This is a genomic window from Serratia sp. MYb239, from assembly GCF_002966855.1.
Classification (GTDB): Bacteria; Pseudomonadota; Gammaproteobacteria; order Enterobacterales; family Enterobacteriaceae; genus Serratia_B; species Serratia_B rhizosphaerae.
Genome location: NZ_CP023268.1, coordinates 1,378,223 through 1,398,746 on the forward strand (window position 1 = coordinate 1,378,223; position 20,524 = coordinate 1,398,746).

Genomic DNA, 20,524 nt, shown 5'->3' on the forward strand with positions numbered 1-20,524 from the left:
GGTCAGTGATTCGGGTGACTGAGCACAGCCAACGCACCAGCGGCTTGAAGTATGACGGGTGGAGCGGTTTTTATAAAACAGACAAGAGGACGACACCATGGCATTTCTCTCCCCGCGCGGACGTTTTCTGGCGTTGGCGCTGAGCCTGCTCACTCTGGCCGCCGGCGGCGCACAGGCGGCGGATTCGGTACGCGTCGGCTCTAAAATCGACACCGAAGGTTCGCTGCTGGGCAATATTATCGTGCAGGTGCTGGAAGCCAACGGCATCAAAACCACCAACAAACTGCAGCTGGGCACCACCAAGGTGCTGCGCGGCGCAATTACCGCCGGCGAAATTGATATTTACCCGGAATATACCGGCAACGGCGCTTTCTTCTTCGCGGATGAAAAAGATCCGGCGTGGAAAAATGCGCAGGCCGGCTTCGCCAAAGTGAAACAGCTTGATTACGACAAAAACAAACTGGTGTGGCTGGACCCGGCGCCGGCCAACAACACCTGGACCATTGCGGTGCGTCAGGACGTGGCGGCGGCCAACCAGCTGAAAACGCTGGCGGATCTGGGCAAGTGGATTAACGGCGGCGGCACGTTCAAGCTGGCGGCCTCGGCAGAGTTTATCGAGCGGCCGGACGCGCTGCCGGCGTTCCAGAAAGCCTACGGCTTTACGCTGAAGCAGGACCAGTTGCTGTCGCTGGCCGGCGGCGATACCGCGGTCACCATTAAGGCGGCGGCGGAACAGACCTCCGGCGTGAATGCCGCCATGGCCTACGGCACCGACGGCCCGGTGGCGGCGCTGGGCCTGCAGACGCTGGCGGATCCGCAGGGCGTGCAGCCGATCTATGCGCCGGCGCCGGTGATCCGCGAAAGCGCGCTGGTACAGCATGCCGCTATCGCCACGCTGCTGAAACCGGTGTTCGCCTCGCTGGACGGCCCGACGCTGCAGCAGCTGAACGCGCAGATTGCGGTGGAAGGGCAGGACGCCAAACAGGTGGCGGCGAACTACCTGAAGGCGAAAGGCTTTGTCAAAGGCTGACAACGCGCGATGAACGAACGCGCCGGGGAGGCGCTCCTTTCTCCCCGGCGACGCGGATACACCAGGATGCCGGAGCGTTTCTTTGACTACCGTTCTAAAAAACCGCGTGCTGTTGACGCTGTTTCTGCTGTTACTTCTCGCGGCGTTTGGCCTGCCTTTCCTCAGCTATGCGCCCAACCGCCTGCTGTCCGGGCAAACTATTTCACTGCTCTCCCTGCTGCACGGCCGCGCGCTGTGGCTGCTGGCGCCGCTGCTGGCGCTGGCGGCGCTCAGTCTGCTGCCGCCGCGGCGCGTTTATGCGTTGCTGACGGTGCTGGCCGCCTCGGCGTTGCTGACGCTGAGCCTCTGGCTGAGCGGCGATGCCGCACGTCAGCTGGCGCAGAACGGCTCGGCGCTGGCGCGCACCTCCTGGAGCGGCGGCTGCTGGCTGACGCTGGCGCTGTGCCTGCTGATGGCGGCGAATGCCATGGAGCGCATCACCGCCTCGCCGCTGTGGCGCATTGTCGGCAATACCCTGACGCTGGCGCCGGCGCTGTGGCTGCTGTTCAGCCAGCAGTTGGATGCGCTCTCGCTGCTGAAGGAGTACCACAACCGGCGCGAAGTGTTCGACGCCGCGCTGTGGCAGCACCTGAGCATTCTGCTGCTGACCGTGCTGCCGACGCTGGCGATTGGCGTGCCGCTCGGCGTGCTCTGTTTCCGCTCGTCGCGCTGGCAGACTCCGGTGTTCTCCACGCTCAACATTATCCAGACGGTGCCGTCGATCGCGCTGTTCGGCCTGCTGATCGCGCCGCTGGCCGGGCTGGCGGCGGCGTTCCCGTGGCTGGCGCGCCACGGCGTCAGCGGTATCGGGCTGGCGCCGGCGATCGTCGCGCTGGTGATGTATGCGCTGCTGCCGCTGGTGCGCAGCGTGACCGCCGGGCTGCAGAGCGTGCCGGCCAGCGTGATTGAGTCCGCCCGCGGCATGGGCATGACGCGCGGCCAGATCTTTGCGCGCGTGCAACTGCCGCTGGCGTTGCCGCTGCTGCTGACCGGGGTGCGTATTCTGGCGGTGCAGACGGTGGGCATGGCGGTGGTGGCCGCGCTGATTGGCGCCGGCGGCTTCGGCGCCATCGTGTTTCAGGGGCTGCTGAGCAGCGCGCTGGATCTGGTGCTGCTCGGGGTGATCCCGGTGATCGTGATGGCGGTCGTGGTCGACTCGCTGTTTAAACTGATAATTTCAATGTTGGAAGCAACCCGCCGATGATTAACTTTGACCAGGTAAGCAAACTGTTTCAGGGCAAAGCCGCGGTGGATGATTTGTCGCTGAATATCGCCGCCGGGGAATTTACCGTGCTGATCGGCACCTCCGGCTCCGGTAAATCCACCACCCTGAAAATGATCAACCGCCTGATTGAGCACGATAAAGGCAAGATCTATTTCGCCGGTGAAGAGATCCACAAATTCAAACCGCAGGATCTGCGACGCCGTATGGGCTATGCCATTCAGTCCATCGGGCTGTTCCCCCACTGGACGGTGGAGGAGAACATCGCCACCGTGCCGCAGCTGCTGAAGTGGCCGCGGGCGCGCATCCGCGATCGGGTCACGGAGCTGATGGAGCTGCTGCATCTTGATCCGGCGCTGTTCCGCCGCCGCTATCCGCACCAGCTGTCCGGCGGGCAGCAGCAGCGGGTCGGCGTCGCCCGGGCGCTGGCGGCCGACCCCGAAGTGCTGCTGATGGATGAGCCGTTCGGCGCGCTCGACCCGGTGACCCGCGCCGCGCTGCAGGCGGAGGTGGCGCGCATTCATCAGCTTTCCGGCCGCACCATCGTGCTGGTGACGCACGATATCGACGAGGCGCTGGCGCTGGCGGACCGGGTGGTGCTGATGGACGCCGGCCGGGTGGTGCAGCAGGGCACGCCGCTGGAGATGCTGACCCGTCCGGCCAATGATTTTGTGCGCGACTTTTTCGGCCGCAGCGATCGCGGCATCAAACTGCTGGCGCTGGGCTACGTCGGCGAGCGGGTGCGTCCCGGGCAGGCCGACGGCGAACCGATCAGCACGGCGATGAGCCTGCGCGAGGCGCTGTCGGTGTTTGTCGCCCGCGGCAGCGACTGCCTGCCGGTGGTGGACGAGCAGGGCGCGGCGCGCGGCGTGCTGCATTTTCACGATCTTCTTGCCCCGCAGCAGGCCCTGTCATGAGCGGGCGTCTGCGGCGCTGGCTGCGCGACCCGCTGCCGTGGGCGACGGCGCTGCTGCTGGCGCTGGTGTTCGGCATGAACCAGCTGCACGGCCTGTTCGCCTACTGGTTTCCCGACCTGCAGCGGCCGGTCTATCAGCAGGACAGCTTTATTGCGCTGTTGCTGGCTCACCTGACGCTGGTGGGGATTTCCAGCCTGATTGCAGTGCTGATCGGCGTATCGGCCGGGGTGGCGGTCACCCGGCCGGCCGGGCAGGAATTTCGTTCGCTGGTGGAAACGGCGGTAGCGGTGGGGCAGACTTTCCCGCCGGTGGCGGTGCTGGCGGTGGCGGTGCCGGTGATGGGCTTCAGCGAGCAGCCGGCGATTATTGCGCTGGTGCTGTACGGACTGTTGCCGATTCTGCAGGGCACGCTGGCCGGTATCGGTGCGGTGCCGCCCGCTGCGCGGGAAGTGGCGACCGGCGTCGGCATGAGTCCCTGGCAGGTGCTGTGGCGCGTCGAGCTGCCGCTGGCCGCGCCGGTGATCCTCGCGGGCATCCGCACCTCGGTGATCATTAATATCGGCACCGCCGCCATCGCCTCGACGGTCGGCACCAAAACCCTCGGATCGCCGATTATTATCGGCCTGAGCGGGTTTAATACCGCCTATGTGATTCAGGGCGCGCTGGTTGTGGCGTTACTGGCTATCATTGTTGATAGGGTGTTTGAACGTTGGGTAAGGCATATCCGTCATGGCTGACGCGGCGTTGGCTGTTCTGCCGCCGTGCAGACCATCAGGATAGACGGGATGGGGGAGTGGCGATGCAAGTATCTTTACCGATGTACGGCGTGACGCATCAACAGGTGGAACCGTTCTGGCGTGCGCTGCGCGCCAGGCTGCAGGCCTACGGGCTGGAAGCGCCGGAGACGCTGACGTGGCCGCAGGATTTGGCGCGGCACTGGCGGCAGCCGGACTTGCTGCTCAGCCAGACCTGCGGCTACCCGCTGGTGGCGTATCTGCCGCAGGTGCAGGTGATCGGCACCTATCACTATCGGGTCGAGGGCTGCAACGGCCCTAATTACAGCAGTTGGCTGGTGGTGCGGGAGGACGATCCCGGCGAACGGCTGGCCGACTTTCGCGGCCGCACGGCGGCGTATAACAGCACCGACTCACAGTCCGGCTATAACAGCCTGCGGGCGCTGATCGCGCCGCTGGCGCAGGACGGGCGTTTCTTCGGCAAGGCGCTGGCTTCCGGCGCGCACTACCAGTCGCTGAAGATGATCCAGCGCGGCGAGGCGGATATTGCCGCCATCGACAGCGTCAGCCTGGAACTGCTGCGCCGGGCGCAGCCGGAGGCGCTGCACGGGGTGAAAATCATCGGCCGCACCGCCTCGGTGCCGGGACTGCCGCTGATCACCGCCGCAGGCACATCGCAGGGGCAGGTGGAAATCCTGCGTGCGGCGGCCAATGAGATGGTCAGCGATCCGGCCAGCGATAGCCTGCTGATTGGTGATTTCAGCCTGGTGCCGCGGGCGGACTATCAGGTGATTGCCGAACTGGAACGGCAGGCCGCCGCTGCCGGCGTCACGACGCTGTAGGCGGCCTGACGTTTAACGATCTTGCGCGACCGGCGCCGGCGTAACGGACGGAGCGGCGCTTTCGCTGCTGGCTTCCGGCTGCGGCGTGGTGGAGCGGGTGTAGATATTCAGGCCGGCGAGGAATACGCCGCCGAGGGAACCCAGGGCGCACAGGGCGATAATGATGACGAACGCTTTTTTCAGCATGGGGCGGTTTTCGCAGGTTACTTAAAACAGCGGGAGATTATAGTCCCTGCGGCGGCTTTAGTGAAATGTTAAAAGTCCGCAACGTTAGCGCGGACAGGCGGGTTCGGGCGTACCGGGCGTTTATGCGGCGTTGCGGCGCCGCGTGAGCGCCCAACTGACGGCGGGCAGGTAGACGGCCCAGCCGACGGAGAGCGCCAGCAGCAGCAGGTCCGGGGCGATCAGCGGCGTGAACGCCTTTAACTTCCAACTGAGCAGATAGCTGAGCGGCCCGGCGACCGCGCCGAATAGGGCTGTCGGCCAGGCGGAGGCGCGGATCAGCTGCATCAGCCAGCACCACCAGCAGCCGAAGGCGAGCCACAGCGCCATCATCCAGACGGGCACGCCGGTGCTGCCGCCAAACTGCAACACGCCGCTGTAACACCAGAATGCATCCATCGCAATGCCCGCCAGCGCCGCCAGCACTGCCCATTTGCGCCGCACCTGCGGGGTCAGCGCCAGCGCGGCCACGGCGCCAATCGCCAGCACCAGCGCCGCCCGGTCGCGCGCGAACAGCGCCAGCCCCCAATAGGCGCCAAAGCACAGCGTGATCAGCCAGAACCCGGCATGCAGCTTCATGGTGCGGAAAACCGTTGGTGCAAAGAGGGGGAGCGGGAGCTAAGCGGGGGCTGGTGCTGAGTGGTCATTACGTCTCCTGGTTGATGCGCGCGGCGGCGGGGCAGCGCTCAACGTAGTATAAGTAGACGTGATGGAACAATTGCTCGGTCTCCTAATTTTCCCGCACAGGGTGCGTTATAAATCAGAAATACGGTAGGCGCAGCGGCGAGAGCCAGCCAGGACGTGCTCGATACGCTCCACCTGCGCCTGCAGCACCTCACGGAAAATACTGAGTTCGGCGCGGCAAAAACCTTGACATACGCTGGCGGCGGCGCAAATCGGGCAGTGGTTTTCCACCAGCTGATAGCTGCCGTCTTCCAGCGTGCACCATTCGGCCATATAGCCTTCGTGGCAGCGCACCTTCGCCAGACGGGCGACGCGCTCCTGCAGGGTGACGGCGCCGATCATCGCCTGTTTATAGTTGATGCGCGTCTCTTGCTCGCGGCTTTCAATCAGGACGTCAAGCGCCTGCTCCCCGAGCTTGTCGCGCACGGTGCGCAGCAGTTGCACCGTCAGTTCAGGGTGCGAGTCCGGGAACTGGGCGTTGCCGGCGGGGGTCAGGTGCCACAGCTGCACCGGGCGGCCGACGCCGCGGGTTTCGGCACGTGCTTCCACCAGGCCTTCTTTAGCCAGCTTAACGAACTGTTGACGCGCCGCTTCACCGGTGGTGCCCAGCACTTTGCCGGCCTCGGTGGCCTGTTGCGGGCCGCGGGTTTTCAATAGCTTCAGTAAACGGTCGCTGACAGATTGTGCGGTGCACTCGCCATTTTCCAAGCTTATTCTTGACATATTTCTCCGCCTTGCCCTTAATTATTCCAAGATAACGCTTGTTAAATTTAACGCAATCTCACCCTCAACTCAATGCCTATACTCTGAAAACAGGACGCTGAACGTGATAACTGGTGCTAAAAGTGGCTGGCGAGACTTGTTCTCCGGCAAAAATACAGCGAGTGCGACTGCGTTGTCATTGGGGGTAGCGCTCCATGCGATTAACATTCTGGTGGCGACCACCATTTTACCGTCGGTGGTGCAGGATATCGGCGGGCTGAATCTGTATGCCTGGAATACCACGCTGTTTGTTGTGGCATCGATTATCGGTTCCACCCTGTCGGCACGCCTGCTCAGCGGGTATGGCGCACGTCACGCCTACCTGACGGCATCGCTGTTTTTCATGTTTGGCGCGCTGCTGTGCGCGCTGGCGCCGTCGATGCCGGTGATGTTGATCGGCCGGACGGTGCAGGGGTTTGGCGGCGGGATGCTGTTTGCGCTGTCCTACGCGATGATCAATCTGGTGTTTCCGCCGTCATTGTGGCCGCGCGCTATGGCGCTGATTTCCGCCATGTGGGGAATTGCCACGCTGATCGGCCCGGCGATCGGCGGGATTTTTGCCGAGCTGCACGCCTGGCGCTGGGCGTTTGGCATGTTGTTGCCGATCATGGGGGCGTATACGGCGTTCACCTTCATGATTCTGCCCAAAGGCAAAGCGCAACTGGCGGCGACGCCGCTGCCGCTGGCGCAGCTGGGACTGCTGGCGGCGTCGGTGCTGATCGTTTCCGCCGGCAGCCTGGCGGACAGCCTGTGGCTCAACGGCGGCGGTATGGGGTTGGCGCTGTTGCTGATGGTATGGCTGCTACGGCGTGAAAAACACGCCCGAGCCCGGCTGTTGCCGCATGGCGCGCTGCGGCGCGGTTCAACGCAGGCGTCGCTGTACCTTACCGTGTCGTTATTGGTGATCGGCATGACCAGCGATATTTTTGTCCCGTATTTTCTGCAGATCCTGCACGGGCAGTCGCCGCTGAGTTCCGGTTATATTACGGCGACGATCGCGGCCGGCTGGACGCTGTCGGAGATCGTCAGTTCCGGCTGGCGCGGCGCGGGCATCCGCCGGGCGATCGTCAGCGGGCCGCTGTTGGTGCTGTTGGGGTTGCTGGGGCTGATGCTGTTTATGCCGACGCCTTCCGGCGGTGGCTGGGCGGCGCTGGCACCGCTGATCGCGTTGTTAACGCTGCTGGGGTTTGGCATCGGCATCGGCTGGCCGCATCTGCTAACGCGTATCCTGCAAACCGCGCCGGCGTCGGACAAAGATATTGCCGGCGCGGCGATCACCACGGTGCAGCTGTTTGCCACGGCGTTTGGCGCGGCATTGGCCGGCATGATCGCCAATCTGGCCGGTCTGAACGCGTCGGGCGGCGTTGAAGGCGTCAGCGCCGCCGCTCGCTGGCTGTTCCTGCTGTTTGCCATTGCGCCGCTGACGGCGATCTATTACGCCTGGCGCTGTGCCTATCCCGGTGTGACAGCGGACGAGGCCGTTGCCAATCCGGAGGCGGATGAGTGTACGGATGAAAGAGCGCCGGCGGCCGGAAAATAAAAAAGCCGGGCGCAGCCGGCCCGGCAAAGTAACGCTGGAAATCAACTGGCCGCAGCCACAAGAGACGCAGTGGTGGTTACGTGCGTTTAGAACTGATACACCAGGCCGACGGCGACCACGTCGTCGTCTGACAGGCCCAGTTTATTGTCGCTGTCGAGCTGGTTGATTTTATAATCCACATAGGTGGACATGTTTTTATTGAAATAATAATAGGCGCCGACGTCGATATATTTCACCAGATCGGCATCGCCGATATTTTCAATATCTTTGCCTTTCGACTGGACATAGCCAATGGACGGGCGCAGGCCGAAGTCGAATTGATATTGCGCCACCACTTCAAAGCCCTGTGCCTTATTGGCGAAGCCTTTTACCGACGTGCTGCTCTGGTTAATGGTCGCGGTGCCGGAAATTGGCACGATATTACGGCTTTCTGAATAGGTGGCCGCCAGGTAAAGATTATTGTTGTCATATTTGACGCCGGCCGCCCAAATATCCGCTTTATCGCCTTTACCGTAATCACCCAGTTTCTGCGCGCTGGTGCGGTTGGAAGAGGCGTAGGCGGCGCCGACGCTCAGGCCGTCAGTTACTTCGTAGCTGGATGACAGGCCCCAGCCGTCGCCGTTGGCCTTGCTGGCCGCACGGTCGTCGTTCTCATTTTTGCCCTGGTACTGGACGGCGAATTTCAGCCCGTCCACCAAACCGAAGAAGTCGTTGTTACGGTAGGTGGCGACGCCGTTGGTGCGGCCGTTCATAAAGTTGTCGGTCTTGATATAGGCATCGTCGCCGAACTCCGGCAGCATATCGGTCCAGGCGCCGACGTCGTAGATAATGCCGTAGTTACGGCCGTAGTCGACGGAGCCGTAATCGCCGAACTTCAGGCCGGCGAAGCCGAGGCGGGTTTTAGTATCCTTGCTGCCTTCAGATTCGGCGTGGTTGACGGCGACGTGGTATTCCCACTGGCCGTAACCGGTCAGTTGGTCATTAATTTGCGTCGAGCCTTTAAAGCCAAAACGGACGTAAGATTTATCCCCGTCGCTGTCGGCGTCGTCGGAAAAATAGTGTAATCCTTTTACTTTGCCGTACAGATCCAGTTTATTGCCGTCTTTATTATAAATTTCTGCTGCGTAAGTCGAAGGTGCAATGAAAAGCGCCGGAATAATAACGGCGAGAAGATGACGTTTCATAATTGTCCCTGCTTTTTTTGAATGAAAAGGCTATCACCAGTATTTATGACTGTTATTTAGTCGGCTGCCGGAATGATTGCAGCGCAGATTTTTTACCAAGGTTGTGTGATGCATTTATGACAAAATATTTATATTTGTGCTGAGTGATGAAAAACCGAACGGGAAAGGCGGGGGCGGCTGGTCTACAGTTAAACCTAGCGCGGCCGCATGTTCTCTCTGCAGTGACGGCGCGCGCGAAACAGCCTAATCGGCCTGCGTAAGCGCAGCGGATGCGCCCTGATCCCTGCCGTTACGGAGGAGTTATGCGTGATACATACACCTTGCTCGGCTGCCGCGGCTGCGGTTCGACCATCGTCGCCGCCGCGCTGGAGCTGACCGGCTTTCCCTGGGGCTATGAAGAGGTGGACTACGCGGCGGACAGCCCGGAGCGCGAGCGTCTGCTGCGGCTCAATCCGCTGGGGGAAGTGCCCACCCTGATTCTGCCCAATAATGAAGTGATGACCGAGAGCGCGGCGATCGTGCTGCTGCTGCATGCGCGCGCGCCCCACGCGGAACTGGCGCCGGAGGCGGGCGCGGCGACGCTGCCGCGTTTTTTACGCTGGCTGATGTTTATCAACAGCGCGATTTACCCGACCTTCACCTATGGCGACCACCCGGAGACCTGGCTGCCGAAGACCCGCCACCCGGAACGGCTGGAGGAGGCGATCGCCCCGCGCCGCGAACAGTTGTGGCTGCAGTGCGCCGCAGCCGCCAGCGACGCCGGGCCGTGGTTTCTCGGCCGCACCTTCAGCGCGCTGGATTTGTACATCGCCGTGATGTGCAACTGGCGGCCCGGCCGCCGCTGGTTCCTGCAGCACTGCCCGCAGCTGACCGCCATCGCCGGTCGGGTGGAGCAGTTGCCGCTGCTGAATGCGCTGTTCCAGGCGCATTTCGACCATGTTGCGCCGCTGGAATAATGCGCGGCGCAGCGCAAAGCGGACGATGCGTTGCTTCGCCGTGCTGACGGCGCGCGTCGTCTGTGGGACAATAGCGCCATCATTTCGTTTAGATAAGAGTTGAATGGCGCTCACCTCCGCAGTAAAAGATCAGATCGGCAAGTGGTACAAAGCCCTGCAGCAGCAAATACCGGACTTTATTTCCCGCGCACCGCAACGGCAGATGATTGCCGAAGTCGCCAAGACGCTGGCGGGCGATTATTCGCGCCATCTGGCGATTGAAGCGCCGACCGGCGTCGGCAAGACGCTGTCGTACCTGATTCCCGGCATCGCCGTCGGGCGCGACGAAGGCAAACCGCTGGTGGTCAGCACCGCCAACGTGGCGCTGCAGGACCAGATTTACAGTAAAGACCTGCCTCTGCTGAAGAAAATCATCCCGGACTTAAAGTTTACCGGCGCGTTCGGCCGCCGGCGCTACGTCTGCCCGCGCAACCTGGCGGCGATGGGCACCGACGTCGCCGAGCAGGGCGATCTGATGCTGTATCTCGACGAGGATGAGCTGGCGCCCTCCAACGGCGAAGAGCAGGCGTTGTGCCAGAAACTGTCCAAATCCCTGGCCCGCCACGAGTGGGACGGCCTGCGCGACCACTATTCGCTGTCGATTGACGACACGCTGTGGAGCAAGCTGAGCACCGACAAGGCCAACTGTCTGGGGCGTAACTGCCACTATATTCGCGAGTGCCCGTTTTATCTGGCACGCAAAGAGATTGAGAGCGCCGACGTGGTGGTCGCCAACCACGCGCTGGTGATGGCGGCGCTGGAGAGCGAATCGGTACTGCCTAACCCCAAAGAGCTGCTGCTGGTGCTGGACGAGGGCCACCACCTGCCGGAGGTGGCGCGCGACGCGCTGGAGATGGAAGGGGAAATCACCGCGCTGTCCGCCAACCTGCAGCTGGATATGATCGTGCGGCAGGTGGAGCTGTGCATGACCCAGTACCGGCCGAAGAACCCGCCGGGGCTGGCGAACATCGAACGGCTGAAAAACCACTGCGAGGAGCTGCGCGAGCTGATGCAGGGCTTTGAGCATCAGGTAAGCGCTTACCTACCGGGAGACGGCGCGGCGGCGGAGCACCGCTTTGAGATGGGCGCGCTGCCGCCGGAGATGGTGGAGAGCTGCGCGCGGCTGTTCAAACTGACCGACGGGCTGCGCGGGCTGGCGGAGTTTATCCTCAATGACCTGAGCGAACAGACCGGCAAGCACGATATTGTGCGCCTGCACCGCACGATTCTGCAGATGAGCCGCACATTGGGTTATCTGGAAGCGATGAGCAAGCTGTGGAAGCTGGCGGCGATGGATAAATCCTCCAACGCGCCGATCTCCAAATGGGTCACGCGCGAGGTGCGCGATAACGTTACCCATCTGTATCTGCACTGCGTCGGCATCCGCGTCAGCGACCAGTTGGAGAAGCTGCTGTGGCGCAACGTGCCGCACGTGGTGGTGACCTCGGCGACGCTGCGCTCGCTCAACAGCTTCGCCCGTCTGCAGGAGATGAGCGGCCTGAACGAAAAGGCCGGCGACCGCTTTGAGGTGCTCTCCTCGCCGTTCAACCACGTCGAGCAGGGCAAAATCGTGATTCCCGCCATGCAGTTTGAACCGTCGATGGCTAATGAAGCGCAGCATCTGGAAGAGATGGCGCGCTGCTTCCGCGCCGAAGTGGCCGGCGGGCAGCACAAAGGGATGCTGATTCTGTTCAGCAGCAACCGGGCGATGCAGACCTTCCTTAGCTACGTCACCGATTTACGGCTGATGCTGCTGGTGCAGGGCGATCAGCCGCGCTACCGGCTGGTGGAAGAGCACCGCAAGCGGGTGGAGAAGGGTGTGGCCAGCGTGCTGGTGGGGTTGCAGTCTTTCGCCGAAGGGCTGGATCTGAAGGGCGAACTGCTGACGCAGGTGCATATTCACAAAATCGCCTTCCCGCCGATCGACAGCCCGGTGATCCTCACCGAAGGCGAGTGGCTGAAAACCCTGAAGCGCTATCCGTTTGAAGTGCAGAGCCTGCCCAGCGCCTCGTTTAACCTGATCCAGCAGGTCGGCCGGCTGATCCGCAGCAATCAGTGCCATGGCGAAATCATGATTTACGACCGCCGCCTGCTGACGAAAAACTACGGCTCACGCCTGCTGGCGGCGCTGCCGGTGTTCCCCATTGAACAGCGGGCGGTGCCGGAGGCCGACAAGGCGCATCTGGCGGCGCTGAAATCGGCCGCCGACGCGGCCAAAAAAGAGAAAAAGAAGGGCAATCCGTTCACCCGCCGTCGCCGCCGTTAAACGGCCAGCGGCGGCAGGCGGCGCTTCACCGGCGTGGTTTTTACAATCGAGGTATTGCTCTGCGCCTGCTCGGCCAGCCGATCCAGGATCTGATCGAGCTGCTCCAGCGAGCGCGTCGCCAGCCGCACGATAAAGCAGTCCTCACCGGTTACCTTGTCGCACTCCACCACCTCCGGGATGGCGGCAATCATCTGTTCCACCTTCTTCAGCATGCCCGGCAGCGGCTTGAGGCGCACCAGCGACTGAAAACTGTAGCCCAGCGCCTGCAGATTCACGTTCAGGGTGTAGCCCTGAATCACGCCGCTCTCCTCCAACCGCCGCAACCGTTCTGAGGTGCTCGGCGAAGACAGCCCCACTTTGGCGCTCAGCGTTTTCAGCGACATGCGCGCATCCTCCGCCAGCAGCGCCAGAATTTGGTGATCGATAATATCCATAGCAACCTTGTTAGGTAAGTAATGTATTCAGCCTTTAATAAAAAGGAAGTTAAGCATATCTGCCTGATTTTGGCTATGGAGCGCAGCGGCAAAAGGTTGCAAGCTAATGCAATCACTGACGCAGGGGATACAGACGATGAAGGCAGAGATAAAACGCGGTTCGCTGGAGATGGTGGCAGCGATGCTGATTTCCGGTTCGATTGGCTGGTTTGTGCTGATGTCCGGCCAGCCGGTGATTAACGTGGTGTTCTGGCGCTGCGCCATCGGCGCGCTGGCGCTGTTGCTGGTGTGCGGCCTGCTCGGACAGCTGCGTGCGCCGGGGCTGCGGCGGGCGACGCTGCTGACTGCCGTTGCCGGCGGCATGGCGCTGGTGATGAACTGGCTGCTGCTGTTCAGCGCCTACCGCTATGCGTCGATCTCCATCGCGACGGCGGTGTATAACACCCAGCCGTTTATGTTGGTGGGGCTGGGGGCGCTGTTTCTGGGGGAAAGGCTGACGGCGCGCAAGCTGCTGTGGCTGGCGCTGGCCTTTGCCGGCATGATGCTGGTGGTGCTGGCGCAGCCGCAGCAGGCGGGCGCGGGCGGCCAGTATCTGTGGGGGATTTTGCTGGCGCTGGGGGCGGCGTTTTTCTATGCGCTGACGGCGCTGGCGGCCAAGCGCCTGACCGGTACGCCGCCGCAGTTGATCGTGTTGATTCAGGTCAGCGTCGGCGCGCTGATGCTGCTGCCGCTGGTGGACTTCCACGCCGACGCCAGCGCCGGGCAGTGGAGCATGCTGCTGGCGCTGGGCGTGGTGCACACCGGGCTGATGTTTGTGCTGTTGTACGGCGCCATCCAGAAGCTGCCGACCCACCTGACCGGTTCGCTGTCGTTTATCTACCCGGTCGCCGCCATGCTGGTGGACCGCTGGGCCTTTGCGCACCAGCTGTCGCTGGCGCAGCTGGCCGGCGCGGCGCTGATTCTGCTGGCCGCCGCCGGGATGAACCTGCTGGGCGAACGCCGTCGGCCGCAGCCTGCGGCTGAAAAATGCGGCATTGCGCACGCCGAAACTGGAAAAACGCCGTCGCTGAGGTAGATTAATAACTTGCTCATTTGGCTAACCTTATTGGGAACATCATGATCGACATCTCTACCTTAGCGCTGTTTTCCGCCGCCAGTCTGGCGCTGACCGTCACCCCCGGGCCGGATATGCTGCTTATCGCCTCGCGCAGCATCAGCCAGGGGCGACGCGCCGGCTTCGCCTCACTGGCGGGGATTCAGCTTGGCACCTATTGCCACGCGCTGGCGGCGGCGCTGGGGCTGTCGCAGCTGTTTGTTGTCATGCCGCTGGCCTATGACGCGGTGCGCGTGATGGGGGCCGCCTATCTGCTGTATCTGGCGTGGAAAACGCTGCGTTCGGGCGGCAGTCTGCAGGCTTCCGCCGGTCTGGCGCCGGTGGCGGTCGGACGCATCTTCCGTCAGGGGCTGTGGACCAATATTCTTAACCCCAAGATGGCGCTGTTTGTGCTGGCGCTGTTCCCGCAGTTTATCAACCCGCAGGCCGGCTCGGTGGTGGTGCAGATGCTGGTGCTGGCGACGGTGCTGAATCTGGTGGGGCTGGCGGTCAACGGCGGCGTGATTATGCTGGTCAGCGGCATGAAGAACCGTTTCGCAGGCCGCTGTATCAACGCGCGCTGGCCGAACTATCTGCTGAGCGGAGTGTTCGCCGCGCTGGCGTGCAAGCTGCTGCTGTCCAGCCGGCAGTCGTGAGGGAAGGCCTCCGTTTACGGGGGCCGTAATTGCTGCCGGTGGAGCAGGGCGGTGGCAGGTTAAGGATGACAGATGATGGACAAAAAACCGGACAACGCCGATATCGGCCAGCAAGTTTTTGATTGGTACGATGCGAAGTGGAACCTGCGCACGCCTTTCAGCAAGAAGAAACCGCTGACGTCAGACACCAGCCTGTCGACGGGCAAGTATCCCTGGATCTGGGAGGATGGCCTGGAAATCATGGAAGAGTATTTTGAGTTGTTCAATGTTGACAGCTCAGGGTTTAACTTTATGAAGTATTGGCCGCAGGAAATCAGCGTAACCTCCGCTGTGATTGCCTGGCTTTGCCCCTGGGGTAAGAGGAAAAAATATCAAGAGCCTGAAGCGCTTACCATTGCCATGCTGATGGAGTCTGCCAGGGCGGGAAGGTGGGTGGATGGGTAGTTTGGTTTCTCTGCATAGGGACTTGCTATTATTTCGAAGCAATCCTATTCAACAGTCGGCTTCGTGCCAGGAGCGGACGTTGTCGCCTCAATGTACTTTAGCTACTCTTATGCTAATAATTTGACGGAAAAGAAGAGGCATTCATGCGGGAAATCGTTGTGGAGCCATACGATGAAAAATGGCCTGCTATGTTTAACGCTGAAAATTTTCTGCTACAAGCATTGCTTGGTGACGTGGTTAGGAAGATTCATCATATTGGCAGTACGTCAGTGCCTGGCCTTTCAGCAAAGCCAGTGATTGATATACTTCTGGAAGTTGCCGATATCAACCAACTGGATAAATGCAACTCTGCAATGGTCGACGCCGGATACGTTTCTCGCGGTGAAAACGGCATTGCAGGACGCCGGTACTTCATTAAGGGAGGGGATCAGCGTAGCCATCAAGTGCATGCGTTTTCAGTAGGGGACATTCAGATACTAAAACATCTTTCTTTCCGCGATTATCTGAGGAAAAACAGTGATATTGCAAGTGATTACGCTGAGATAAAGCGTACAGCAGCATTGCTATGTAAGAATGATGCACATCGTTATAGCGCATTAAAAACGAACTTTATAGAGCATCATCTGCAACGTGCTCTGATTGATCTGGAACGATAGATATTGAGTTTGCCACTGTGATGTTTTGTTTAACATAATGCAAATGCCCTATCTTAGGGAGTAACTTGCCCGCCAACTTTTCCTATATGCGTTATGAAACGTCCGCACCTCGCTCATAGCTGCCGCTTAGCTTTATGTCGGGCGTGGACATTGCACTCAGTTCACTCCCGCCCCGGCTCACTCCTCTCAGCTCTCCCCACTCCCCGCCCAAACCACACAACCCTAGCCCCCCCTCCACCAATGCCGCTATAATCCCCACAAATTTCTCAACGGGTTCAGAAACGAAGATGGCAAAACTCACCTTACAAGAGCAGCTGCTGAAGGCAGGGCTGGTGACCAGCAAAAAGGCGGCCAAGGTCCAACGCACGGCGAAGAAATCACGGGTTCAGGCGCGTGAGGCCAGAGAGGCGGTGGAAGAGAATAAAAAAGCGCAGCTGGAGCGCGATAAGCAGCTCAGCGAGCAGCAAAAGCAGGCGGCGTTAGCCAAAGAGTACAAGGCGCAGGTGAAGCAGCTGATTGAGATGAACCGCATCGTGCCGGCAAAGGGCGATATCGGCTTTAACTTCACCGATGGCAGTCTGATTAAGAAAGTGTATGTGGATAAGACCACGCAAACCCAGTTGATCAGCGGCCGTCTTGCCATCGCGCGTTTGGCCGTTGATAGCAACGGTGAGAGTGAATACGCCATTATCCCCGCCAGCGTCGCCGATAAAATTGCCCAGCGCGATGCAAACAGCATTGTGTTAAACAGCGCGCTGAGTGAGGAAGAGCAGGATGAAGACGATCCGTATGCCGACTTTAAAGTGCCTGACGATTTGATGTGGTAAGCACGTGTTGCCGCTGCCGGCGTATGGAAAGTCCTGACGGACTTTTCATACCGCAGCCGACGTGGTCAGAACGGGCAGGCATGCCGGATATTAAGTGCTTCCCCACTGACGGGATGAACAATATGCAGCTCGCTGGCGTGCAGCATCATCCGCGGCGTCCGTTCGGTGCCCGGCAGCAGCAGGCCGCCATACAGGTCGCAGCCCAGAATCGGGTGGCCCAGCAGCTGGCAGTGAATGCGTAACTGATGAGTACGCCCGCTCTCCGGGATCAGCTGTACCCGCGTCACCGGCAGTAACCGCCCATCCTCCACCGTATGTTCAACACGTTCGATGACCCGATAGCGGGATCTGGCGGGTTTACCGTGGGTTGAGCAAATCGACATCAGCGGGAACAGCGCCGGGTCTTTGGCTATCGCTGCGTCTATCACCCCTTCGTCGTTGTCCAGATGCCCGCAGAGCAGAGCGCCGTACACCTTGGTTACCGTGCGCTGGCTGAACTGCCGGCAGAGGGCGGCATTGATTGCCTTATTGCGGGCAATCACCATCAGCCCGGAGGTGCCGAAATCCAGGCGGTGAACCAGCGTACAGCCGGGGAATAGCTGTACCAGCCGATGATGCACCGAATCGAGATTTTGCGGATTTTTGCCGGAGAGGCTGAGTAGCCCGGCGGGTTTATTAATTATCGCCAGGTGATCGTCCTGATAGAGGATGTCTATCTGCTCATGGCACGGCGGGGCAATAAAGGTATCGATAATCGTAGACATCAGGCTGCCCGGGGGGAGAGTGGCAGCGGATAATAGCGGATTTCCCGCCGGTTGGCGAATCCGCGCTTCGCCTGATGTCTTTTAAATCGCAGCGTCCGCTCCTCGCCCTGAGACATTCAGCAAGTTTTTATAGCCTCAGTAAGGGCAAACTTTTATCCTTTGAGGGCGAGTAAATATTTTGCGTCGTCGTAACAGTTGCCGTTCTTTCACTCGCCATAAAATGCAACTGCCAGTTTCACAGAACCTCAACCACCTCAAATTCTTCTGTGATCAGCTCCATATCATCAGAAAAATAACCTTCCCGAGTAAAAAATCGCTGATGCTCTTTCCGCCAGTACTCGAGACTTAAATCGCCTTCGCCCTCTTTTCGGGCAAACTCCTCGGTAACATCACAAAAGCGCACCAGTCGCATCGAAACCAATCTGATAACACATACAGGTATATTCTGACCATCAAGGATGATGTTATGGCTCCCAATTTTGGGTGCAGACTCTTCCTGCTGATAAGATGAAAAAGATCCACATGAGGCCGTTTTAATCCCTTTTATAATAAGGGTCGCGAGTTCGTTGGCCAGCTCTTGACTATCCCCCACTTGCCAGGCATTTGCGCCTGGATACTTCATTTTTAATACATCAATCTCAGACATCAGAAGACCTTCTTAATCGCATGTTAACAAAGAAATTCCATACATTTTTTGAGTATGATTTGGCCTGACATTAACATTGATGCTTACGTATTGGTATCTAGTTCAAGCTCCATGTCCTGAGGTATTCACATTGTCGGGTTTAATGGCTTTTATCTTTTGGGGATAGCGCAGCATTAGCTCTAATGCCAGCTCGGCATCCTGCGGGTCATCTTTAGCGCCGCTAGGCGGGAAAGCTTGCCGGTAATGAGCCAGGGACAAAGCGTGGACAGGGAAAATGGTGATAAACAGGTATTTTTGTAGCGCGAACACCACTGAGCCTTTTTTGAGTCCAACAGCGACTGCAATCTTACCGTTCACTTTTCATTCAACGCTTTCAGCCAGATATCAAGTGCTTCCGGCGTATGTTCAATTACATGAAAAACACGTTCACCGTTTTTAACCTGAACATAGACTGGACTGACCACAGTCCAGATCAACATGTGCAGCAAACTGATTAATCGTAGTCATCACCAACTCCTTTTCATCGGGGATTGGTATGCATTCCATGTTCTTCGAAAGAAAAGCGGCGATCATCACATGATTCCCGCTCAATATTCGTAACCAGTAAGCGCATATCCTGAATCACTTCAAAGTGTAATTCTCAGGGTACGAATGGCTATACCTCGCCCATAACCGCCTGATGGGGTAGCCCAAGTCAGCAACTGACAGACCCGCTCTTATTTCTTCTTGTTTATCATTGCCTGTAGCTCGGCAAACGGGTTGTAGGTGGCCGCGCCGACATCTTTCTGCGCGTCTTCCCCCGCCACAACGGTGGTGCCGTACTGGTCGGCTTCCGTGTACTTCGAGTGCTCGTGATCGTGGCAGTACAGGCACAGCAGCTCCCAGTTGCTGCCGTCTTCCGGGTTATTGGTGTGATCGTGATCGATATGGTGAACCGTTAATTCACGCAGGTTTGAATAAACAAACTCCCGTGAGCAGCGCCCGCATACCCACGGATAGATTTTGAGTGCTTTTTCACGGTAGCCGCTTTCCAGCCGCGCGTAGTTTTTGGGGATAAAAGCCATTGCCGATGTTACCTGTTAGCAAGAAATAATAGTCACAATATATCCCAAAACGGGACGGCAGGAGAATATTACGTCTACTGGCCGTGGGCGTCAGCGCCCGTCATGATGTCGATGCTGGGCAGTCCACACAGAGAGCCCAGGTGGCACAGTAGAACGTCGGCTGTTTGCTCAGCGCGGATGAAGGCGGGGCTATGGCCGCGATGCGCCGGCAGCGGCTTGTTACTCTGACTTTCTTTAAGGTGTTCTGTTCGGGACGGATCAGCCGCAGGGCAATATCGGCATCATTGCGCACCACCGATGCGGTATTTACACCGGTGATAAGCTCCAGAGTGATGTCGGGATAGCGGGCCAGGAAGCGTGGCAACGCCGGAATTTTTTTCAGCCGTTCTCGGTAATTTCAGGCAGCAATTACTCGATCGCGCGGCTGATGCTTCTGACCCTCCGTGGGATAAAGCGCGCATCGGGATAGGCGGCATAAAGGAAGCGGTCAGGTAACCGGTGGTCTGGCAATACGCTGACCAGCTCGCCAGATTGCAGCGTCCTGGCTATCAAACGCCATGGAGTCTGGTGGCGTGCTTTCCTGTTATGCATTTCTGCCTATCGCAAAAGCGGCAGTGAACATTATATTTCATTAGGTTTCTCTTGAGGGGATTCCTCTTGACCATTAGGCGGTCTGATAATCAATTTACGATTTATTTTACTCAACGTCTGGTGGAAGATGTTAACCAGAATATCTTTCACTGAAAGGCTTAAAATGATGGCTAGTCCATCGCCGTTTACATAGCCGGGGTTTGTCTCTATAAAAAATTTAGCGTCACTACTTATATCCCCTTTCGGTTTTTTTTCGACACGGGTTGGCCCTAGTCCATCGTTATGAATCAAGACGCCATTTTCTTTTTTTATCTCCAGATCAAACTTATTGAGTAATGTCTCACACAGATCCTTCATCGGTCTATTTTGGTGCGCATTTTCCTTTGTTGGCCATGCTTTATTTCTGTTGCAACCTTTCTTGAGTATTGAACAATAGCTGGAGGGGTGGATGCATAGTTCAAAGAAGAGTGATTTTCTTGGGGTGCGTAACATCTCTGAAATCACAAATCTTAAGTAGGTTAATTTAACGATGTTTTTGTTTCTGTAATCTTTCAATAACCCGACCTGACTGCGAAAAACGTTTAACTTTTTTTTATCTATTTCTATTTCGTATCGCTGCATGCACATAAAGCCAACGGGGATCCTATCATCATAATAAATGGCAATCTTGCTGATGGTCGCGGCAGGGTGGATGTACGCCGAGATGATGTCATCTGACGTGATGTTACCGGGAGGGGAGAATATTTTTTCGTGCAGATCGCTGAGTAAGTTGACAACATTCTTTCCATAAATTTCATTTTTTTCGAAAATCTTCACGTGTAGCATGAAACCCCCATATTAATATTTAAATAGTACGCAAATTGAACGCAATCTTCTTAAAGGTGCTAATGGTGTCATCAACTTAATTATTGG

23 protein-coding genes and 2 pseudogenes are annotated in these 20,524 nt (G+C 58.8%); 13 read left to right on the top strand and 12 right to left on the bottom strand.

Annotation, left to right across the window (positions count from 1 at the left end; genetic code table 11):
* Positions 1-97: 97 nt before the first annotated feature.
* The 5 genes from CLM71_RS06635 (at position 98) to CLM71_RS06655 (ending at position 4,784) form a co-directional block, all read left to right on the top strand.
* Positions 98-1,030: an ABC transporter substrate-binding protein gene (locus tag CLM71_RS06635; protein WP_105230296.1), complete on the top strand. Its 933-nt coding sequence runs from the start codon at positions 98-100 to the stop codon at positions 1,028-1,030.
* Between the two features lie 82 nt (positions 1,031-1,112).
* Complete coding sequence (locus CLM71_RS06640) at positions 1,113-2,273, top strand: ABC transporter permease (RefSeq protein ID WP_105230297.1); 1,161 nt, start codon at positions 1,113-1,115, stop codon at positions 2,271-2,273.
* Positions 2,270-3,208, top strand: coding sequence for an ABC transporter ATP-binding protein (locus CLM71_RS06645; protein WP_105230298.1), 939 nt, complete (start codon positions 2,270-2,272; stop codon positions 3,206-3,208). Before CLM71_RS06640 ends, CLM71_RS06645 begins: the two co-directional genes overlap by 4 nt.
* Entirely contained in the window at positions 3,205-3,945 is a 741-nt protein-coding gene (locus CLM71_RS06650; protein WP_105230299.1) for an ABC transporter permease, read from the top strand. The genes CLM71_RS06645 and CLM71_RS06650 overlap by 4 nt, the downstream gene beginning before the upstream one ends.
* Positions 3,946-4,007: 62 nt before the next feature.
* Positions 4,008-4,784 carry a phosphate/phosphite/phosphonate ABC transporter substrate-binding protein gene (locus CLM71_RS06655; RefSeq protein ID WP_105230300.1) on the top strand — a complete coding sequence of 259 codons (777 nt, stop codon included), beginning with the start codon at positions 4,008-4,010 and terminating at the stop codon, positions 4,782-4,784.
* A gap of 12 nt (positions 4,785-4,796) precedes the next feature.
* Here CLM71_RS06655 and CLM71_RS24100 read toward each other — a convergent pair whose 3' ends face one another.
* The 3 genes from CLM71_RS24100 to CLM71_RS06665 all read right to left on the bottom strand — a co-directional run bounded on the left by CLM71_RS24100 (position 4,797) and on the right by CLM71_RS06665 (position 6,413).
* On the bottom strand, positions 4,797-4,970 hold the full coding sequence (locus CLM71_RS24100; protein WP_172606301.1) for a hypothetical protein: 174 nt from the start codon (positions 4,968-4,970) through the stop codon (positions 4,797-4,799).
* A 120-nt stretch (positions 4,971-5,090) separates the two neighbouring features.
* Entirely contained in the window at positions 5,091-5,585 is a 495-nt protein-coding gene (locus tag CLM71_RS06660) for a DUF2878 domain-containing protein (protein WP_105230301.1), read from the bottom strand.
* A gap of 174 nt (positions 5,586-5,759) precedes the next feature.
* On the bottom strand, positions 5,760-6,413 hold the full coding sequence (locus CLM71_RS06665) for a metalloregulator ArsR/SmtB family transcription factor (RefSeq protein ID WP_105230302.1): 654 nt from the start codon (positions 6,411-6,413) through the stop codon (positions 5,760-5,762).
* 103 nt (positions 6,414-6,516) lie between these two features.
* On the opposite strand from CLM71_RS06665, the gene CLM71_RS06670 reads away from it, so the two are divergent.
* On the top strand, positions 6,517-7,992 hold the full coding sequence (locus tag CLM71_RS06670; protein ID WP_105230303.1) for an MFS transporter: 1,476 nt from the start codon (positions 6,517-6,519) through the stop codon (positions 7,990-7,992).
* Between the two features lie 86 nt (positions 7,993-8,078).
* Here the strand turns inward: CLM71_RS06670 and ompC are convergent, their stop codons facing one another.
* Positions 8,079-9,176, bottom strand: a complete 1,098-nt coding sequence (ompC, locus tag CLM71_RS06675; protein ID WP_105230304.1) for a porin OmpC — start codon at positions 9,174-9,176, stop codon at positions 8,079-8,081.
* A 302-nt stretch (positions 9,177-9,478) separates the two neighbouring features.
* On the opposite strand from ompC, the gene CLM71_RS06680 reads away from it, so the two are divergent.
* Both CLM71_RS06680 and dinG read left to right on the top strand, forming a co-directional pair.
* Positions 9,479-10,132: a glutathione S-transferase family protein gene (locus CLM71_RS06680; RefSeq protein WP_105230305.1), complete on the top strand. Its 654-nt coding sequence runs from the start codon at positions 9,479-9,481 to the stop codon at positions 10,130-10,132.
* A 103-nt stretch (positions 10,133-10,235) separates the two neighbouring features.
* A complete protein-coding gene (dinG, locus tag CLM71_RS06685) occupies positions 10,236-12,437 on the top strand; it encodes an ATP-dependent DNA helicase DinG (RefSeq protein ID WP_105230306.1) in 2,202 nt (733 codons plus the stop codon).
* On the opposite strand, the gene CLM71_RS06690 is transcribed toward dinG, so the two are convergent.
* Complete coding sequence (locus CLM71_RS06690) at positions 12,434-12,871, bottom strand: Lrp/AsnC family transcriptional regulator (RefSeq protein WP_105230307.1); 438 nt, start codon at positions 12,869-12,871, stop codon at positions 12,434-12,436. The genes dinG and CLM71_RS06690 overlap by 4 nt on opposite strands.
* Positions 12,872-13,007: 136 nt before the next feature.
* On the opposite strand from CLM71_RS06690, the gene CLM71_RS06695 reads away from it, so the two are divergent.
* From CLM71_RS06695 to CLM71_RS06715, 5 genes are all read left to right on the top strand, one after another.
* Positions 13,008-13,946 (top strand): DMT family transporter, encoded by a 939-nt coding sequence (locus tag CLM71_RS06695; protein WP_105230308.1) that lies wholly within the window; start codon positions 13,008-13,010, stop codon positions 13,944-13,946.
* 41 nt (positions 13,947-13,987) lie between these two features.
* A complete protein-coding gene (locus CLM71_RS06700) occupies positions 13,988-14,620 on the top strand; it encodes a LysE family translocator (protein WP_105230309.1) in 633 nt (210 codons plus the stop codon).
* 72 nt (positions 14,621-14,692) lie between these two features.
* Positions 14,693-15,064, top strand: a complete 372-nt coding sequence (locus CLM71_RS06705; RefSeq protein WP_370446974.1) for a DUF1493 family protein — start codon at positions 14,693-14,695, stop codon at positions 15,062-15,064.
* 143 nt (positions 15,065-15,207) lie between these two features.
* Complete coding sequence (locus CLM71_RS06710; protein WP_105230310.1) at positions 15,208-15,720, top strand: GrpB family protein; 513 nt, start codon at positions 15,208-15,210, stop codon at positions 15,718-15,720.
* A gap of 287 nt (positions 15,721-16,007) precedes the next feature.
* Entirely contained in the window at positions 16,008-16,547 is a 540-nt protein-coding gene (locus CLM71_RS06715) for a DUF2058 domain-containing protein (RefSeq protein WP_105230311.1), read from the top strand.
* Positions 16,548-16,612: 65 nt separating this feature from the next.
* On the opposite strand, the gene CLM71_RS06720 is transcribed toward CLM71_RS06715, so the two are convergent.
* From CLM71_RS06720 to CLM71_RS06750, 7 genes and pseudogenes are all read right to left on the bottom strand, one after another.
* Entirely contained in the window at positions 16,613-17,311 is a 699-nt protein-coding gene (locus CLM71_RS06720) for an RluA family pseudouridine synthase (protein WP_105230312.1), read from the bottom strand.
* Between the two features lie 235 nt (positions 17,312-17,546).
* The gene (locus CLM71_RS06725; RefSeq protein ID WP_187043446.1) at positions 17,547-17,957 is read right to left on the bottom strand and encodes an ASCH domain-containing protein; all 411 of its coding nucleotides are present in this window, start codon (positions 17,955-17,957) and stop codon (positions 17,547-17,549) included.
* A 123-nt stretch (positions 17,958-18,080) separates the two neighbouring features.
* A pseudogene (locus CLM71_RS06730) lies at positions 18,081-18,464 on the bottom strand (transposase); the annotation flags it as partial.
* A 209-nt stretch (positions 18,465-18,673) separates the two neighbouring features.
* Positions 18,674-19,021, bottom strand: a complete 348-nt coding sequence (yajD, locus tag CLM71_RS06735) for an HNH nuclease YajD (protein ID WP_105230313.1) — start codon at positions 19,019-19,021, stop codon at positions 18,674-18,676.
* 100 nt (positions 19,022-19,121) lie between these two features.
* A complete protein-coding gene (locus tag CLM71_RS24210) occupies positions 19,122-19,385 on the bottom strand; it encodes a hypothetical protein (protein ID WP_234008624.1) in 264 nt (87 codons plus the stop codon).
* A 44-nt stretch (positions 19,386-19,429) separates the two neighbouring features.
* A pseudogene (locus CLM71_RS24215) lies at positions 19,430-19,573 on the bottom strand (LysR family transcriptional regulator); the annotation flags it as partial.
* A gap of 69 nt (positions 19,574-19,642) precedes the next feature.
* Positions 19,643-20,437, bottom strand: a complete 795-nt coding sequence (locus CLM71_RS06750; protein ID WP_105230314.1) for a hypothetical protein — start codon at positions 20,435-20,437, stop codon at positions 19,643-19,645.
* Positions 20,438-20,524 lie beyond the last annotated feature (87 nt).

What these genes read in the sequence shown, in the direction of transcription:
- CLM71_RS06635 (WP_105230296.1), top strand. Translation starts at nt 98, where the DNA reads ATGGCATTTCTCTCCCCGCGCGGACGTTTTCTGGCGTTGGCGCTGAGC.
- CLM71_RS06645 (WP_105230298.1), top strand. Translation starts at nt 2,270, where the DNA reads ATGATTAACTTTGACCAGGTAAGCAAACTGTTTCAGGGCAAAGCCGCG.
- CLM71_RS06650 (WP_105230299.1), top strand. Translation starts at nt 3,205, where the DNA reads ATGAGCGGGCGTCTGCGGCGCTGGCTGCGCGACCCGCTGCCGTGGGCG.
- CLM71_RS06655 (WP_105230300.1), top strand. Translation starts at nt 4,008, where the DNA reads ATGCAAGTATCTTTACCGATGTACGGCGTGACGCATCAACAGGTGGAA.
- CLM71_RS24100 (WP_172606301.1), bottom strand. Translation starts at nt 4,970, where the DNA reads ATGCTGAAAAAAGCGTTCGTCATCATTATCGCCCTGTGCGCCCTGGGT.
- CLM71_RS06660 (WP_105230301.1), bottom strand. Translation starts at nt 5,585, where the DNA reads ATGAAGCTGCATGCCGGGTTCTGGCTGATCACGCTGTGCTTTGGCGCC.
- CLM71_RS06665 (WP_105230302.1), bottom strand. Translation starts at nt 6,413, where the DNA reads ATGTCAAGAATAAGCTTGGAAAATGGCGAGTGCACCGCACAATCTGTC.
- ompC (WP_105230304.1), bottom strand. Translation starts at nt 9,176, where the DNA reads ATGAAACGTCATCTTCTCGCCGTTATTATTCCGGCGCTTTTCATTGCA.
- CLM71_RS06680 (WP_105230305.1), top strand. Translation starts at nt 9,479, where the DNA reads ATGCGTGATACATACACCTTGCTCGGCTGCCGCGGCTGCGGTTCGACC.
- dinG (WP_105230306.1), top strand. Translation starts at nt 10,236, where the DNA reads ATGGCGCTCACCTCCGCAGTAAAAGATCAGATCGGCAAGTGGTACAAA.
- CLM71_RS06690 (WP_105230307.1), bottom strand. Translation starts at nt 12,871, where the DNA reads ATGGATATTATCGATCACCAAATTCTGGCGCTGCTGGCGGAGGATGCG.
- CLM71_RS06695 (WP_105230308.1), top strand. Translation starts at nt 13,008, where the DNA reads ATGAAGGCAGAGATAAAACGCGGTTCGCTGGAGATGGTGGCAGCGATG.
- CLM71_RS06700 (WP_105230309.1), top strand. Translation starts at nt 13,988, where the DNA reads ATGATCGACATCTCTACCTTAGCGCTGTTTTCCGCCGCCAGTCTGGCG.
- CLM71_RS06705 (WP_370446974.1), top strand. Translation starts at nt 14,693, where the DNA reads ATGATGGACAAAAAACCGGACAACGCCGATATCGGCCAGCAAGTTTTT.
- CLM71_RS06710 (WP_105230310.1), top strand. Translation starts at nt 15,208, where the DNA reads ATGCGGGAAATCGTTGTGGAGCCATACGATGAAAAATGGCCTGCTATG.
- CLM71_RS06715 (WP_105230311.1), top strand. Translation starts at nt 16,008, where the DNA reads ATGGCAAAACTCACCTTACAAGAGCAGCTGCTGAAGGCAGGGCTGGTG.
- CLM71_RS06720 (WP_105230312.1), bottom strand. Translation starts at nt 17,311, where the DNA reads ATGTCTACGATTATCGATACCTTTATTGCCCCGCCGTGCCATGAGCAG.
- CLM71_RS06725 (WP_187043446.1), bottom strand. Translation starts at nt 17,957, where the DNA reads ATGTCTGAGATTGATGTATTAAAAATGAAGTATCCAGGCGCAAATGCC.
- yajD (WP_105230313.1), bottom strand. Translation starts at nt 19,021, where the DNA reads ATGGCTTTTATCCCCAAAAACTACGCGCGGCTGGAAAGCGGCTACCGT.
- CLM71_RS06750 (WP_105230314.1), bottom strand. Translation starts at nt 20,437, where the DNA reads ATGCTACACGTGAAGATTTTCGAAAAAAATGAAATTTATGGAAAGAAT.